Below are 14085 nucleotides of genomic sequence, written 5' to 3'. Positions count from 1 at the left end.
AGCCGCAATTAAGCGGCGAGGCGCGCCTCAGCATAGTTGTCATTCGCAACTATTGTCATGGCCCGATAACGGCGGAACCATACCGGGTACCGAAGAGGCCTTTACCACGTGCGTCGATCCTGGTTCGCCCCCGCAATCGTCCGCCCGGGGTTCCGGGCCGGATTTTGGTGGAGGCGCCGGGTACTGCCCCCGGGTCCGCTCCGCTTATTCCGCCAATCCGTTTAGCACCGTAGCCGGCGAGCCGGCACTTCTAATATAAGCCGATCAGGCCTTGGTTCAAAGTTAACAGTTGGCTCCGAGAGCGGTTCAATCAGTCGGACTTCAGGCCGGCCAGGAAGGTCGCAACCAGCTCATCGGCCATCTCCTCGGCCGGGATCGAGGCGACCAAGTCGAGGCTGCCGCGCGCGGCCAGCAGGGTGATGCCATGGACAGCGGACCAGAGGACGCGCGCGGTCCGGTAGCGGGCCCTCTCGGAGTTCGGCAGGATCGGCAACAGCGCCTGCTCCAGGGGCTCGAAGAGCCGGACGAGATAGGCGGCATACCAGGACGGGATGCCATCCCTGGCCATGCGGTGCTCGAAGATCGCCGCCCAGAGGGCAGGCTCGGCCCTCGATTCCTCGATGTAGGCCCGCGCCATGGCGCGCAGCACGGCCTCGGGGGCGCCCTCCTGCCGGGAGACCTCGACCAGGCGCTGCAGCAGCTTGCCCAGTGTCTGGGCGTTCACCTGCAGCAACAGGTCGTCGAGGTTATCGAAATGGTTGTAGAGCGTCCCCGGTGAGTAGCCGATCTCCTCGGCGATGCGCCGGACCGTCAGGCCCGAGAGCCCATGGCGTTTCAGGATCTCTTGCGCGGCGGACAGCACCAGGGCCTTGAGGGCTTCCGGGCTGTGGTCGTGACGTCTTCCCACGGCAGGAATCCAATAATATTGAACGGTGTTTAGAAATCGCTTGACGATTTCGGCCTGTCAACTAGATTAGAAATGAACACCGTTCAATTACTGCGGCCGGCGGCCGCCTTTCTTTAGCGATTTTTCTGAACACCGTTCAGTCAAGCAACCGCGAGGGAGAAGGACAATGCTGAGAAAATGGCCCAACTGGCTGGCTCTGGGCGCCCTGGCCGCAGCGCTGGCGCTGCTGCTTCTCTGGTCGGCGTCGGCACGGGCCGCCGGCTTGCTGACCCCAAACGGCGGCGGTTTGCCGCCGCTCGAAATCCTGGATCACGAGGTCAAGGTCGTGATCGAGGACGGCTACGCGGTGACCACCGTCGAACAGGTCTTCCACAATCCCCACGGCCGCGATCTCGAGGCGATCTACAGCTTTCCCGTGCCCGAGAAGGCCGCCGTGGCCGAGTTCACCTACTGGATCGACGGGCAGCCGGTCTCCGGCGAGGTGCTGGCCAAGGAGCGGGCGCGCCAGGTCTACGAGGACCAGAAGGCGGCGGGCAACGAGACCGCCCTGGCCGAGCAGGATTCCTACAAGACCTTCGACATCAGCGTCTGGCCGGTGCGCGCGGGCCGGGACGTCGCCATCCGCCTGGCCTATATCCAGCCGGCCCAGGTCGACACCGGCGTCGGCCGCTTCGTCTACCCGCTGGAGGAAGGCGGTGTCGACGAGCAGAAGCTGGCCTTCTGGACCGCCAACGAGACCGTGACCGGCCGCTTCAGTTTCGATCTCCACCTGCGATCGGCGACCCCGGTCGAGGCGGTGCGCCTGCCGGCGCATCCTCGGGCGAAAGCGACCAAGGAGCCCGACGGCAGCTGGCGGATCCACCTGGACAACGGCGTTCTCACGGCAGCGGCGCTGCCGGAGGAGGAATCGGAGGGAGTCGCCCTGCGGCCGGCCGCCACGACCCCGGCGTTCCGCCTCGACACCGACATCCTGGTCTACTGGCGTCACGCCGTGGGGCAGCCGGCCAGCGTGGACCTGGTTGCACACCGAGAGCCCGGCGCCAGGCGCGGAACCTTCATGCTGGTCGTGACCCCGGGTGAGGCGCTCAAGCCGATCGCCCAGGGCGGCGATTGGATGTTCGTGCTGGACAAGTCCGGCTCCATGTCGGGCAAGTGGCATACCCTCGTTGCCGGGGTCGAGGAGGGCCTGCAGCGGTTGCGGCCCTCGGACCGCTTTTCGATCGTCCTGTTCGACAGGACGGCCCGCGACCTCACCGGCGGCTATCTTGCCGCCACGCCCGAGAACGTCACCCGCGCGATCGGGGATCTGGCGACGCTTCAGCCCGATAACGGCACCAATCTCTACGCCGGCTTGCAGCAGGGGCTGCGGCGTCTCGACGACGATCGCACGACCTCGGTCCTGCTGGTAACCGACGGCGTCGCCAACGTCGGCGAGACCGAGCAGCGCGCCTTCCTGAAACTGATCGGGAAACAGGATATCCGGCTCTTCACCTTCATCATGGGCAACAGCGCCAACCGGCCGCTGCTGCAAGCCATGACCCGCGAGTCCGGCGGCACGGCGGTCAGCGTCTCCAACAGCGACGACGTGCTGGGCGCCGTGCTCAACGCCGTGGGCAAGGTGACCCACGAGGCGATGCACGGGGTCGAGATCGAGATCGACGGCGTCGAGACGGCCGATCTCGCCCCGGCGCGCCTGGGCAGCCTCTATCGGGGCCAGCAGCTGGCGCTGTTCGGCCACTACCGGGGAGAAGGTCCGGCCGAGGTGACGCTCAAGGCCCGGATCTCGGGGCGGCCGGTCGAGTATCGTACCCGCTTCGACTTCCCGGCGGTAGCCAGGGGCAACCCCGAGATCGAGCGGCTCTGGGCCTTCGCGGCCATCGAGGAGTATCTCCAGGAGCTCGAAGACTTCGGCGCCGACGCCGACCTGGAGCAGGCCGTCGTCGGCCTTGGCGTCGAGTACGGCCTGGTCACGCCCTACACCTCCATGGTTGTCGTGCGCGAGGAGGTGTTTCAGCAGCTCAACATCCAGCGCGGCAACCAGGCCCGGCGCGCGGTCGAGAAGGCAGCAGCCGAGCAGCGGGCCAGCGATCCAGCTCAGAGCAGGCGGGTCGACCAGGCGGCGCCGATGTTCCAGGGCCAGCGGCCGAGCCTCGGCGGCAGGTCAGGTGGCGGTTCGGGCGGCGGCGCCGGCTCGGTCGGCCTGTTTGGACTGCTGATGGTGCTTCTGCTCGCCGCCTTGGCATGGCGCACCCGGGGCCGCCTCGGTCCCGCAACCCGATGAACAGCAAAGTGCATTCGCCAGCTGTCCAGGGCAGCCCTTCGGGGCTGCCCTGGATCAGCATCGGGTTCGCTGCAGCCCTGCTTCTGGTTCACGTCGTGCTCGGGCCGGCGTCGACAGTCTTGATCTACGATCGCGACGCACTCCTGGGCGGTCAGCTGTGGCGAGCGGTCACCGGTCATCTGGTGCATGCCGACAGTGGCCACCTAGTCTGGAACCTGGCCGCACTGCTGATCCTGGGGGCGGCCTATGAGGGTTTGGTTCGGCCTCGCGCGGTTGCTTACCTTGGTGCCGTGCTGGCGGGTATGATCTCCGTCGATCTCTGGCTGCTTTGGGTCGAGCCGGGCTGGGAGCGCTACTGCGGCCTCTCCGGCGTGCTGAACACGCTTTTCGTGCTTCTCGCCCTGGAACTCTGGCGGAAGACCCGCAGCATGCTCGCGCTCTTGCCCATCGTGGCCGCCACGGCGAAAATCGGCGGTGAGGCATGGCTCGGCAGTTCGCTCTTCTGGAGCGGCGGCTGGGACACCGTTCCCGGTGCTCACCTTGCCGGTATTGCCGCGGGCGTCCTGTTTTGGCTCTGCTTGTGGTGGAGATTTGTTTCGGGCGACTCCGGAGGGTCGGCTAAACTCTCCGGCACCGTGGGTCGAAGAAAGGTAAGAGCAAGGCTTGGGTGACAATCAGAACAGCAGGACCGCGCTGACGGCCGCCCAGGCGGCCGAGGTGGAAGCCCAACGCGGCGAGGCCTTTCAGACCCGCCGGGCCACCGTCCCGGCGCTCGAGGACATCCTTTACCAGCCTCTGCCGGTCCTCGATCACGGCTTCGTCCGCGTGATCGATTACATGGGCGACGATGCAGCGATCGTTCAGGCGGCGCGGGTGTCCTACGGCAAGGGCACCAAGAAGGTGCAGGAGGACGCCGGTCTGATCGACTACCTCATGCGCCACCGGCACACCACGCCCTTCGAGATGTGCGAGATCAAGTACCACGTGAAGCTGCCGGTCTTCGTCGCGCGGCAGTGGATCCGCCACCGGACGGCCAACGTCAACGAATACTCCGCTCGCTACTCGGTACTCGACCGGGAGTTCTACATCCCGGCGCCAGAGCATCTGGCGGCCCAGTCGGCCAGCAACCGGCAGGGCCGCGGCGACGTGCTGCAGGGCGAGGAGGCCGCGCGTGTCCTGTCCCTGCTAAAAGAGGACTCGGCGCGCTGCTACGACCACTACGAGGAGATGCTCAACGAAAGCGCCGACGGCGCCGTAACTGATCCTGACCGCTCGGGCCTGGCGCGCGAGCTGGCGCGCATGAACCTGCCAATCAACATCTATACGCAGTGGTACTGGAAGTGCGATCTGCACAACCTGCTGCATTTCGTCGCCCTGCGCGCCGACCCCCACGCCCAGTACGAGATCCGCGCCTACGCCGACGTGCTTCTGGAAACGGTCAAGCGCTGGGTGCCCTTGGCCTGCGAATCCTTCGTCAAACAGGTGACGACCGGGGTCGCGCTCTCGGGGCCGGCAGTGGCCGTGGTGAAACGCATGATCGACGGCGAAGCCGTGCAGCAGGAAGACTCGGGCCTCTCGAAGCGCGAGTGGCGCGAGCTCATGGCGGCGCTCGGACGGGACAGCTAGCCCTTCACGATCCCGCCTCGGGGTGATCCGGGTGCGCCTCGAACCAGTGCTCCGCCAGCGCCTGGCGGTACGGGTCGAGTGAGAGACGGAAAAGGACCGCCTGATCCGCGTTGCTCACGCCCTCGTCCGCCAGAAGCTCCAGGTAGGCGGTCAGCACCACCCTGAAGACCGCTTCCGCCGGATCGGTTTCCTCGGCCAGCTCCAGGCCCAACACCGCAACGACCGCCCGATGGTCGGCCGGGTCACCTTGACTGACGCCGCGCCAAAAGCTGGTGAGCGCGGCGCGCCGCTCCGGCCAGAGCGCCGTTTCGGCGTGCTCGGCCAGCGCGTCCACATAGTGCCGGAGCTCAGCGGGCAGCGCTTCGTAGACCGACGGCTCGTTTCCGCTCATCGGGCAGAACTTTCTGGGGGCGGGACTTCCTGCGCGCTCCGGTGTGGCGGCGGTCAGCCTTCCGCCAGAAGCCGGGGCCAGTTGCGGTTCGCCTTGGAGATGTTGCCCGGGATGTTCTTCTCCCACTGGCGGCGCACCGACTTGGAGTAGTTGAGGTAGAGCCGGTCGTCGACGATCGACCAGGCTTCCGGGTCGATCGACGCGGTGTAGCCCTGGCTGACCGCCCAGGCGCAGTAGCCGCCGTAGCGCGGCGCGAAGCGCTCCGGCTCGGCGGCGAAGGCGTCGCGGTTCTCGGCGGAGGCGAAGAACCACTGGGCGTCCATCCAGCTGTGGGTAAAGTCCGACGCGCCTTCGACCGGCTTGCCCTCGGTGAAATAGGCGACCGGGTCGAATCCGCGTATCGCCTTGCCGCGACTGCTGAACACCGGCTCGAGCGCCGAGGCGGGGCGCGCCAGGAAGAAGACCGGCAAGAGGGCGCCGGCGGCCAGGATGTGTCGGCGAGCCCAGGGCTGGTCGGTCATCTCGTGCTCCTTGATTACCATCGCTGCTGGTTCCTTACGACGTGCCGCGCGTCGGGATCCCTTCACGGTTCCGATTACTGCATCACAATCTTGGGAGCGCTGCGTGCGCCCCCAAGGCCGGCCGAGACCTTCTCCCAGACCCGGCCCGCGATGCCCACGTAGGCCTGGGCCAGGGGGCTGTCGGGATTGGACACGACGATCGGCCGGCCGCCGTCCGAGGTCTCCCGGATCTCGATGTCGAGCGGCATCTCACCGAGAAACTCCATGCCGAGTTTCTCGGCCTCGCGCCGGGCGCCGCCGTGGCTGAACACGTGGGCGACGTGGCCGCAATTCGGACAGGCGAAGTAGCTCATGTTCTCGACGATGCCGAGAACCGGCACGTCGACCTTGCGGAACATGTTGAGACCCTTCTTGGCGTCCAGCAACGCGATGTCCTGGGGCGTCGACACGATGACCGCGCCGGACAGCGGCACCTGCTGCGCCATGGTCAACTGGGCGTCGCCCGTGCCCGGCGGCATGTCGACCAGGAGCGTGTCGAGCTCGCCCCAGTCGACGTCGCGCAGCATCTGCTGCAGGGCGCTCTGAACCATGGGGCCCCGCCAGATCATCGGCGTGTCCTCGGCGACCAGGAAGCCCATCGACATGCACTTGACGCCGTAGTTCTCCATCGGGCGCAGCTTCTTGCCGTCCGGCGACGTGGGTCTCCCGCTGATGCCCATCATCCGCGGCTGCGACGGACCGTAGATGTCGGCGTCCATCAGGCCGACCCGCAGGCCGAGCGTAGACAGCGCCAGGGCCAGGTTGACGGCCGTGGTCGACTTGCCGACCCCGCCTTTGCCGCTGGCCACGGCGACGATTGAGCGGACGCCTGGCACCATGGCCTGGGCGGCGCCCGCCCCGCGGGCCTGCTGCGCCGCCGGCGAGGGCGCAGAGCTTGCCGCCTGGGGCTGGCCCTGGGGTGACGAGCGATGGGCCGTCAGGACGGCGGTGACGGAGAGGACGCCGTCGAGGCCCTGGACCGCCTGCTCTGCCGCCTTGCGCAGGGGCTCGAGCGCGGCCGCCTGGCGCGGATCGACCTCGATCGAGAACCCGATGTTGCCGTCCTTGACGACGACCCCCGAGATCATGCCGAGAGCCACGATATCACGCTTACTTTCAGTCTCGACGACCGACTTCAGCGCGTTCAAGACCTCTTGTTCCGTTACCTGTGCCATACCCGACCAAACCCCTCAGTTTTTTTGCCCCAGCCGATGTAACTGCGCCCGAGAGACGCCATCTAGGTGTCTGGTACGCTGCGTGATCCGCCTTGTCCTCGGTGACATATATGATATAGCGGGCGCCATTGCAGCACCGGATATCCAGACCTAGAGACGAGGTAACAGATCAATGCCTTGGAAGAATCAAGGTGGCGGCGGTTCAGGCGGACCTTGGGGCGGCGGCGGCCAAGGAGGCGGCGGTCCCTGGGGCGGCGGCGGCGGGCCCGGCGGGCCGGCCGGGCCGAGGCCGCCGGACTTCGAGGATTTCATCCGCAAGGGTCAGGACCGCTTCAAGCGGATGATGCCGGGCGGGATGAGTTCCGGTGCCGGTTTGGCCCTGGTTCTGGCGCTGTTGCTTCTCGGATGGGGCATATCCGGGTTCTACCGGGTCAATCCCGGCGAGCAGGGCGTGGTCCTGCAGTTCGGGAAGTGGGTCAACCAGGACTTTCTTTCGCCTCCGGGCCTGCATTGGCACCTTCCCTACCCGATCGAGACGGCGATCACGCCACAGGTCGAGCAGGTGCGCCAGATCGACATCGGCTTCCGGGGTCGACCGGGGGGCTCGGGCGGCACCCGCGGCATCACGGACATCTCCGAGGAAAGTCTGATGCTGACCGGAGACCAGAACATCATCGACGTCGATTTCACGGTGCAGTGGCGCATCGGCAACGCCGGCGAGTTCCTGTTCAACATTCGCGACCCCGAGGCCACGATCAAGGCGGCCGCGGAGAGCGCGATGCGTGAGGTCATGGGTGAAACCGATATTCAACCGGCCTTGAGCACCGAGAAGGAGGCGGTCGCCGCACAGACCCGCGATAAGCTGCAGGAAATCCTCGACGAGTATCAGTCCGGCATCATCATCACGGGCATCAACATGCAGAACGTGCAGCCGCCCCGGCAGGTGGCGGACGCGTTCGAGGACGTGCAGCGCGCCCGCCAGGACCTCGACACCAAGGTCAACCAGGCCCGCGCCTACCGGAACCGCGTGATCCCCGAGGCCCGCGGCGAGGCGACTCGGATGGTTCAGCAGGCCGAGGCCTACAAGCAGCGGGTGATCAAGGAGGCCGACGGTGAGGCGCAGCGCTTCGTCAGCGTTTTCCAGGCCTACAAGCAAAATCCCGACGTCACCCGCCGGCGGATCTACCTGGAGACCGTACAGAAGGTGCTTCAGGACACCGACAAGGTGATCATGGACAACACGACGACCGGGGCGGTGCCCTACCTGCCGCTCGATCGGCTGCGCGGCGAGCGTCGCGCGTCCGGCGGCGGCTCGACGCCCTAAGAATCGAAGGAACGCAGTGAGATGAGTGGCAAGAAACCGCTGATTATCGCCATCATCGTCCTGGTGCTGGGCGTGATCGGTTATCAGTCCATCTTCACGGTGCACCAGACCGAGCAGGCGGTCGTCCTGCAGTTCGGCGCGATCGAGCGGGTCGAGACGACCCCGGGGCTTAAGTTCAAGGTGCCTTTTATCCAGAACGTGGCCTTCCTGGAGCGGCGGGTGCTTAACCTGGATCCCAGCGCCGAGACCATCGTCTTGGCCGACCAGCGGCGCGTGGTCGTAGACGCCTTTGTCCGCTACAGGATCACGGACCCGGAGCAGTTCATCCGCGTCGCCGTCTCGGAAAACAACCTGAGAACGAAGCTGGCGCCGATCCTGAACGACAAGCTGCGCCGGGTTCTGGGCCAGGTGTTCCTGACGACCATCCTTTCGGCCGAACGGGCCGACCTCATGCGGCAGATCCGCGACCAGGTCAACTCCGAGGTGCGGCAGGCAGAATCGAACTTCGGGATCGACGTCCTCGACGTGCGGATCGTGCGCGCCGACCTGCTCCCAGAGGTCAGCCAGTCGGTGTTCAACAGGATGGAAGCGGAGCGCCAGGAAGACGCGGCCGAGTTTCGCGCGCAGGGCCAGGAGCGTTTCCTGAGCATCACGGCCGAGGCCGACCGCGAGGCCACGGTGATCCGGGCCGAGGCGCAGCGCCAGTCGGAGATCCTGCGCGGCGAAGGCGACGCCGAGCGCACCACTATCCTGAACGACGCCTATGGCCAGGATCCGGCATTCTTCGAGTTCTATCGTTCGATGCAGGCCTACGAGGCTTCGATCCAGCCGGAGAACTCCATGCTGGTAATCCCGCCGGACAACGAGTTCTTCAACTACTTCAACGACTCGACGGGCCGCGGAGGGGCAGGGTCCAATCGCTAGCAGCCTGCGGAAGAAGGCCGGTTCTCTTGATCACGGCTTTGAGTCGACGGACGAGCAGTTCTTCCGGTGCCGGCGCCGTTAACACAGCGGCGCGCGGCGCCGAGGCGCCGGTACGGGGCCCCGTGGACCGCTTCGGGCCGCCGGACGCGCCGGCCAGGCCGTTATGACCGATTTTCTCACCGCGCTGGCGCTGGTCTTCGTCCTCGAGGGCCTGGTTCTGGCGCTGTTCCCCGACCGGCTGCGTTGGCTCGTCGAGCGTATGTCGGAGGTGCCGCCCGAGTCCCTGCGTGTCGCCGGCATGGTCTCGGCCGGGATCGGGGTGTTTTTCGTTTGGTTGCTGCGTGGCTGACGCCGCCCGCCGTCACCATCCGGCGACCAGCTTGAATCAGGGTGCGCGGGCTGCCACATCCTAGTCGCTTGTGGTAAGCTGAGTGCCGATTTTACACGTAGAAGGCCGGGCCAATCGGGAGTTGACGAACGTGACCAAGGTGATGATCGACCGCCGCGCGACGGAAGGTTTGAAGGCTGGCCTCGTGGCCGTACCCCTGTTCCTGTTTGCGCTGATGCTGTCTGTCTCGGCGCACGCGAGGCCGGCGCCCGACAGTTTTGCCGATCTGGTCGACGAGCTCCTGCCCACTGTCGTCAACATCTCGACCACCCAGGCGGTGGAGCAAGGACGGGGCTCGGAGGAGTTCGAAGAGTTCTTCCGCGAGTTCTTCGAGCGCCGAGGCCAGCGGCCGCAGCAGCGCCGGCAGAACTCGCTCGGTTCCGGTTTCATCATCGACCCGGCCGGATTCATCGTGACCAACCATCACGTGATCGCCGAAGCCGACGAGATTTCCGTGCGTCTTTCCGACGACACGACCCTCGAAGCGACCATCGTCGGCAGCGACGAAAAGACCGACATAGCCGTGCTCAAGGTCGAGGCGGACCGGCCGCTGCCGGCCACGCGGTGGGGCCGCTCGGACCGCACCAGGATCGGCGACTGGGTGATCGCGATCGGCAACCCCTTCGGCCTCGGCGGGACGGTGACCGCCGGCATCGTTTCGGCGCGCCAGCGGGACATCAATGCGGGCCCCTACGACGACTTCATCCAGACCGACGCGGCGATCAACCGGGGCAATTCCGGCGGCCCCATGTTCAATCTCAATGGCGAGGTGATCGGCATCAACTCGGCCATCTTCTCGCCCTCGGGCGGCTCGATCGGCATCGGGTTCGCGATCCCGTCCGCGTTGGCGGCGAACATTGTCGACCAGCTTCGGGACATGGGCTCGGTGCGGCGCGGCTGGCTCGGTGTGCGCATCCAGAACGTCACCGACGAGCTGGCCGAGGGCCTGCGACTCGACAGCGCCCGCGGCGCCCTCGTGGCATCGGTCAGCAGCGGTGGCCCGGCGGAAGAGGCCGGCGTCAAGCAGGGCGACGTCATTCTCGAGTTCGATGGACGCCCCGTCCCCAAGTACCGAAACCTGTCACGCATGGTCGCCGAAACCTCGGTGGGCAAGCGCGTCAAGGTGGTGGTCTGGCGCAAGGGCAGAGCGGTCACCCTGGCCGTCAAACTCGGCGAGCTGGAAGAAGAGCGGGTGGCCGCCCGCACGCCCCCGACGGTGACGCCGAGCGACGACGGAATCGTCGAGCCGCTCGGTCTCAACCTCGCCGTCATCACCCCCGAGCTGCGTGAGCGTTTCGACCTGGACGAGAAGACCAAGGGCGTCGTGATCACCGAGGTCGTTCCCGACGGCAGCGCCGCGGAGAAAGACCTTAGGCCGGGCGACGTGATCGTCGAAATCGACCTGGAAGAGGTCAACGAGCCTTCGGATGTCTCCGAGAAGGTCGAGAAGGCCAAGGACGAAGGGCACCGTGTGGTGACGTTGCTGGTGTTCCGCCAGGGCAAGGGCGACTTCGAGTGGGTCGCGGTGCGCCTGGATAACTCCTGAGAAACCAGCCGGCCCCTGAAGCAGACCTGAACCTCATGGTGTAGAGCGCTTCGCGAAGCCGCTCTGCGGCGCCTGAGCAATCTTCTTCAAGCGGAATTCAGGGGAAAACGACGGCGCGCGCGGCACGATAGGCCGCGCGCGATAGTCGTAGAAACCGCCGAAATCTGCGCTGCAAACGTGGTTCGTGAGCCGACCGCGCCTTAGTTCGCCATATTCTGGCGCACCACGTAGAGACCGTCTTCGAGCCCACGGAAAAGGTCGCTCACCTGAGGGTGGGAGACAGGCTTGCCGCTGTCGTCGGGGATCAGGTTCTGTTCCGAGACGTAGGCGACGTAGGTCGTGTCGTCGTTCTCGGCCAGCAGGTGGTAGAAAGGCTGGTCCTTGGCCGGACGAATGTTCTCCGGGATCGCCTCCCACCATTCCTCGGTGTTGGAGAAAACGGGGTCGACATCGAAGACAACGCCGCGAAAGGCGTAGAACCTGTGGCGAACGATTTCTCCGATCCGGTATTTGGCCATCTTCATGGTCATGATGTTATCCCGTTCCTGGTTACCTTTCCCGCCAGTGCTTGCTCCCTTTCCCCAGTTTGGCCTGCACCCTCCGTCGGCACAAGCCTCATAGCCCTCCGCAACTTGTAAACAACCCAAAGCACGGTTCCTGCAACCAAATGCAATGAAAATGAATAGCGTGGTAAACAAAATAAAAAATATAGTACTAACCGTTCTATACTAAGTTATCGCAATTACGAGCCGAATGCAAGACTTCCATTTTGACTGGTATTAGCGGAAATGATTTCAACAGGCTGACGCCGGCCCGGGTTCGATCGGCCGAGCCGGGACGCCTGTCAATCTTCTTGTCGAGACCCCGCCGACCCATGTAACTCTAGGCCGGTCGGGAGTCCGGGTCAGCGCCAGAGCCAGAGCGAGGAGCAGGCTGATGTCCAAGCGAGGCGGTACGGCGAAAGCCGAGGGTGTGGAAGCCGCGGCCGTCGAGGCGGCCGAGGCGAATGCGGAATGGTGGACCAGCGAATGGCTCAAGTTTCCCACCGTCAGCCTGGATGACGAGGGGCGCTGGCGCTACTGGGACGTGCCCACGGATACCGGTGTCTACAACGACGATTGGCGTGTCGGCGAGGGCCTGGCGCGCGACACCGTGGCCCAGATGCAGCGCTTCATGGCGGGCAGCTCCGCGCTGCGGCGCATTCTGCGGGAGATCGACTTCGATTCGACCGTGGGTCAGGGCTTCATAACCCGAGTCGAGGACATGCTGTCCAACCCGGACCTCTACCTGGAATCCCTCGAGCCGGGCTCCGTGCGCGGCAAGCTCCGCGCCCTGGCCGCCCGCGACCAGACGCCGGGCCAGGGCTAGCCGGTCATGACCGCGGCTGGGACCCTGGCGGAACGCCTCGAGCAGGGCATCTTTGTCGTCACGGCCGAGGTCACCCCGGCCCTCTCGGCCGATCCGGAGGTCTTTCTGCGCCGGGCCGCTCCCCTGAAGGGCCTGGCCGACGCGGTCAACGTGACCGACGCGGCGGGCGCGCGCGCCACCCTCTCCAGCCTGGCGGGCGCAGCCCTGCTCGTGGGAGACGGCATCGAGCCGATCCTCCAGGTGACCTGTCGCGACCGCAACCGCATCGGTCTGGCCAGCGACCTTATCGGCGCCGCGGCCCTGGGGATCCGGAACATCCTGGTCCTGCACGGCGACAGTCCCGAGGCCGGCGACCAGCCCGAGGCCAAGCCGGTCTACGACCTCGATTCGCGCGGCGTCATGACCCTGGTTCGGCAGATGCGCGAGCAGGGCACCCTGCCGTCGGGCCGGGCGATCGAACCGCCGCCGCGGCTTCTGATTGGCGGCGCGGATACCCCCTTCGACCCGCCCGAGGGGTGGCAGCCCGAGAGCCTGCGGGCCAAGGCCGACGCCGGCGCCGACTTCATTCAGACCCAGTTCGTGTTCGACCCCGAGGTAGCCGAGCGCTACTTCCAGCGGCTGGCGGATCACGGCCTGACCGAGCGGCTCGCCTTCATCGTGGGGGTCGGCCCGCTCGCTTCAGCCCGTTCCGCCCGCTGGATGAACGACAACCTCTTTGGTGTCACGGTCCCGGAGAGCGTCATCGCGCGGCTCGAGGCGGCCGAAGACCAGGCCGCCGAGGGGCGGCGCATCTGCGTCGAGCTGATCCAGACCTACGCCGAGATGGCCGGCGTGGCGGGCGTGCATATCATGGCGCCCATGAAGGGCGCCGACACGATCGCCCAGGTGATCGAGGACTCGGGGATCCTGAAGGCGCGGGCTGCGAAGGCTGTGACAGCCTAGAAGGCGTGGACAGTGAAAAGGCGGGGTACAGTCACGCCGGAAGACTCGCGGCGTTACGCCATCGCCGATCTTCACGCCTTGAATCATTCTCTTCAGGTTTCCTGGCGCGACGGGCACGGCAGTCGTTTTCCCTCGGTCTGGCTGCTCCAGGCCTGCAGCTGTCCGCGCTGCGGCCCGACCGAGTCGGCGGTGCGCCTGACCAGGCTGACCGACCAGCCGGCCCGGCCGAGGATCGTGGCTGCCGTCCTGCGCGAGGGGACGGTCGAGGTGGACTGGGGCGGCGGCCACGTCTCGTGCTTCTCGCCTCGCTGGCTGCGCGGTCACTGCCTTTCGCCCGAGGAACGCGCGCGGCGCAAGCCGGCGCCGAGGCTCTGGGGCCGGGAGATGGCCGATCGCCTGCCCAGGATGGACTACCAAGCGGTTGCCGGAAACGCCGCGTCCCATCTGGCTTTCCTGGAGACTTTGCGGGACCTCGGCTTCGTGATCCTGCAGGACGTGCCGAAGGAACGCTCGCGCACCGAGGAGGTCGCCTCCCTGGTCGGCAAGCTGCGCATCACGAACTACGGCATCTTCGAGCTGGAGAGCAAGGCGGAGCCGGAGATCGTCGGCGACATGTCGGTCGCGCTCCAGCCCCACACGGACGAGCCCTACCG

General features: G+C 66.2%; 15 protein-coding genes and 1 other RNA gene. 10 read left to right on the top strand and 6 right to left on the bottom strand.

Annotated features, from left to right (window positions below; translation table 11 throughout):
• Positions 1–285: a transfer-messenger RNA gene (gene ssrA, locus QNJ67_22855) on the bottom strand; the annotation flags it as partial.
• A 25-nt stretch (positions 286–310) separates the two neighbouring features.
• Positions 311–907, bottom strand: a complete 597-nt coding sequence (locus QNJ67_22850) for a TetR/AcrR family transcriptional regulator (protein ID MDJ0611830.1) — start codon at positions 905–907, stop codon at positions 311–313.
• Between the two features lie 166 nt (positions 908–1073).
• Here QNJ67_22850 and QNJ67_22845 point away from each other — a divergent pair, with 166 nt between their 5' ends.
• The 3 genes from QNJ67_22845 to thyX are packed head-to-tail and all read left to right on the top strand — an operon-like array spanning position 1074 to position 4814.
• Positions 1074–3188, top strand: coding sequence for a VIT and VWA domain-containing protein (locus tag QNJ67_22845; GenBank protein MDJ0611829.1), 2115 nt, complete (start codon positions 1074–1076; stop codon positions 3186–3188).
• Positions 3185–3859, top strand: coding sequence for a rhombosortase (gene rrtA / locus QNJ67_22840; protein ID MDJ0611828.1), 675 nt, complete (start codon positions 3185–3187; stop codon positions 3857–3859). The genes QNJ67_22845 and rrtA overlap by 4 nt, the downstream gene beginning before the upstream one ends.
• Before the next feature lie 22 nt (positions 3860–3881).
• Positions 3882–4814 (top strand): FAD-dependent thymidylate synthase, encoded by a 933-nt coding sequence (gene thyX, locus QNJ67_22835; protein ID MDJ0611827.1) that lies wholly within the window; start codon positions 3882–3884, stop codon positions 4812–4814.
• A 4-nt stretch (positions 4815–4818) separates the two neighbouring features.
• Here the strand turns inward: thyX and QNJ67_22830 are convergent, their stop codons facing one another.
• From QNJ67_22830 to apbC, 3 genes are read right to left on the bottom strand one after another with little or no spacing between them, the layout of a single operon-like run.
• Positions 4819–5205 (bottom strand): hypothetical protein, encoded by a 387-nt coding sequence (locus tag QNJ67_22830; protein MDJ0611826.1) that lies wholly within the window; start codon positions 5203–5205, stop codon positions 4819–4821.
• Positions 5206–5258: 53 nt separating this feature from the next.
• Positions 5259–5747, bottom strand: coding sequence for a YHS domain-containing (seleno)protein (locus QNJ67_22825; GenBank protein ID MDJ0611825.1), 489 nt, complete (start codon positions 5745–5747; stop codon positions 5259–5261).
• A 53-nt stretch (positions 5748–5800) separates the two neighbouring features.
• On the bottom strand, positions 5801–6940 hold the full coding sequence (apbC, locus tag QNJ67_22820; protein ID MDJ0611824.1) for an iron-sulfur cluster carrier protein ApbC: 1140 nt from the start codon (positions 6938–6940) through the stop codon (positions 5801–5803).
• A 172-nt stretch (positions 6941–7112) separates the two neighbouring features.
• Here apbC and hflK point away from each other — a divergent pair, with 172 nt between their 5' ends.
• The 4 genes from hflK (at position 7113) to QNJ67_22800 (ending at position 11122) form a co-directional block, all read left to right on the top strand.
• A complete protein-coding gene (hflK, locus tag QNJ67_22815; protein ID MDJ0611823.1) occupies positions 7113–8264 on the top strand; it encodes an FtsH protease activity modulator HflK in 1152 nt (383 codons plus the stop codon).
• A gap of 21 nt (positions 8265–8285) precedes the next feature.
• Positions 8286–9188: a protease modulator HflC gene (locus QNJ67_22810; protein ID MDJ0611822.1), complete on the top strand. Its 903-nt coding sequence runs from the start codon at positions 8286–8288 to the stop codon at positions 9186–9188.
• Between the two features lie 163 nt (positions 9189–9351).
• Positions 9352–9537 carry a DUF2065 domain-containing protein gene (locus QNJ67_22805; protein ID MDJ0611821.1) on the top strand — a complete coding sequence of 62 codons (186 nt, stop codon included), beginning with the start codon at positions 9352–9354 and terminating at the stop codon, positions 9535–9537.
• A gap of 130 nt (positions 9538–9667) precedes the next feature.
• Complete coding sequence (locus tag QNJ67_22800) at positions 9668–11122, top strand: DegQ family serine endoprotease (protein MDJ0611820.1); 1455 nt, start codon at positions 9668–9670, stop codon at positions 11120–11122.
• A gap of 200 nt (positions 11123–11322) precedes the next feature.
• On the opposite strand, the gene hspQ is transcribed toward QNJ67_22800, so the two are convergent.
• Complete coding sequence (hspQ, locus tag QNJ67_22795) at positions 11323–11652, bottom strand: heat shock protein HspQ (GenBank protein MDJ0611819.1); 330 nt, start codon at positions 11650–11652, stop codon at positions 11323–11325.
• Between the two features lie 406 nt (positions 11653–12058).
• Here hspQ and QNJ67_22790 point away from each other — a divergent pair, with 406 nt between their 5' ends.
• The 3 genes from QNJ67_22790 to QNJ67_22780 form a co-directional block, all read left to right on the top strand.
• Entirely contained in the window at positions 12059–12490 is a 432-nt protein-coding gene (locus tag QNJ67_22790; protein ID MDJ0611818.1) for a hypothetical protein, read from the top strand.
• A 6-nt stretch (positions 12491–12496) separates the two neighbouring features.
• A complete protein-coding gene (locus QNJ67_22785; GenBank protein ID MDJ0611817.1) occupies positions 12497–13432 on the top strand; it encodes a methylenetetrahydrofolate reductase in 936 nt (311 codons plus the stop codon).
• A gap of 12 nt (positions 13433–13444) precedes the next feature.
• The coding region (locus QNJ67_22780; GenBank protein MDJ0611816.1) for a gamma-butyrobetaine hydroxylase-like domain-containing protein at positions 13445–14085 on the top strand (641 nt) is incomplete at its 3' end.

This window comes from Kiloniellales bacterium, assembly GCA_030064845.1.
Taxonomy (GTDB): domain Bacteria; phylum Pseudomonadota; class Alphaproteobacteria; order Kiloniellales; family JAKSDN01; genus JASJEC01.
The sequence above is the reverse complement of the archived record's forward strand: the minus strand, read 5'-3'. Positions and strand labels throughout refer to the sequence as shown.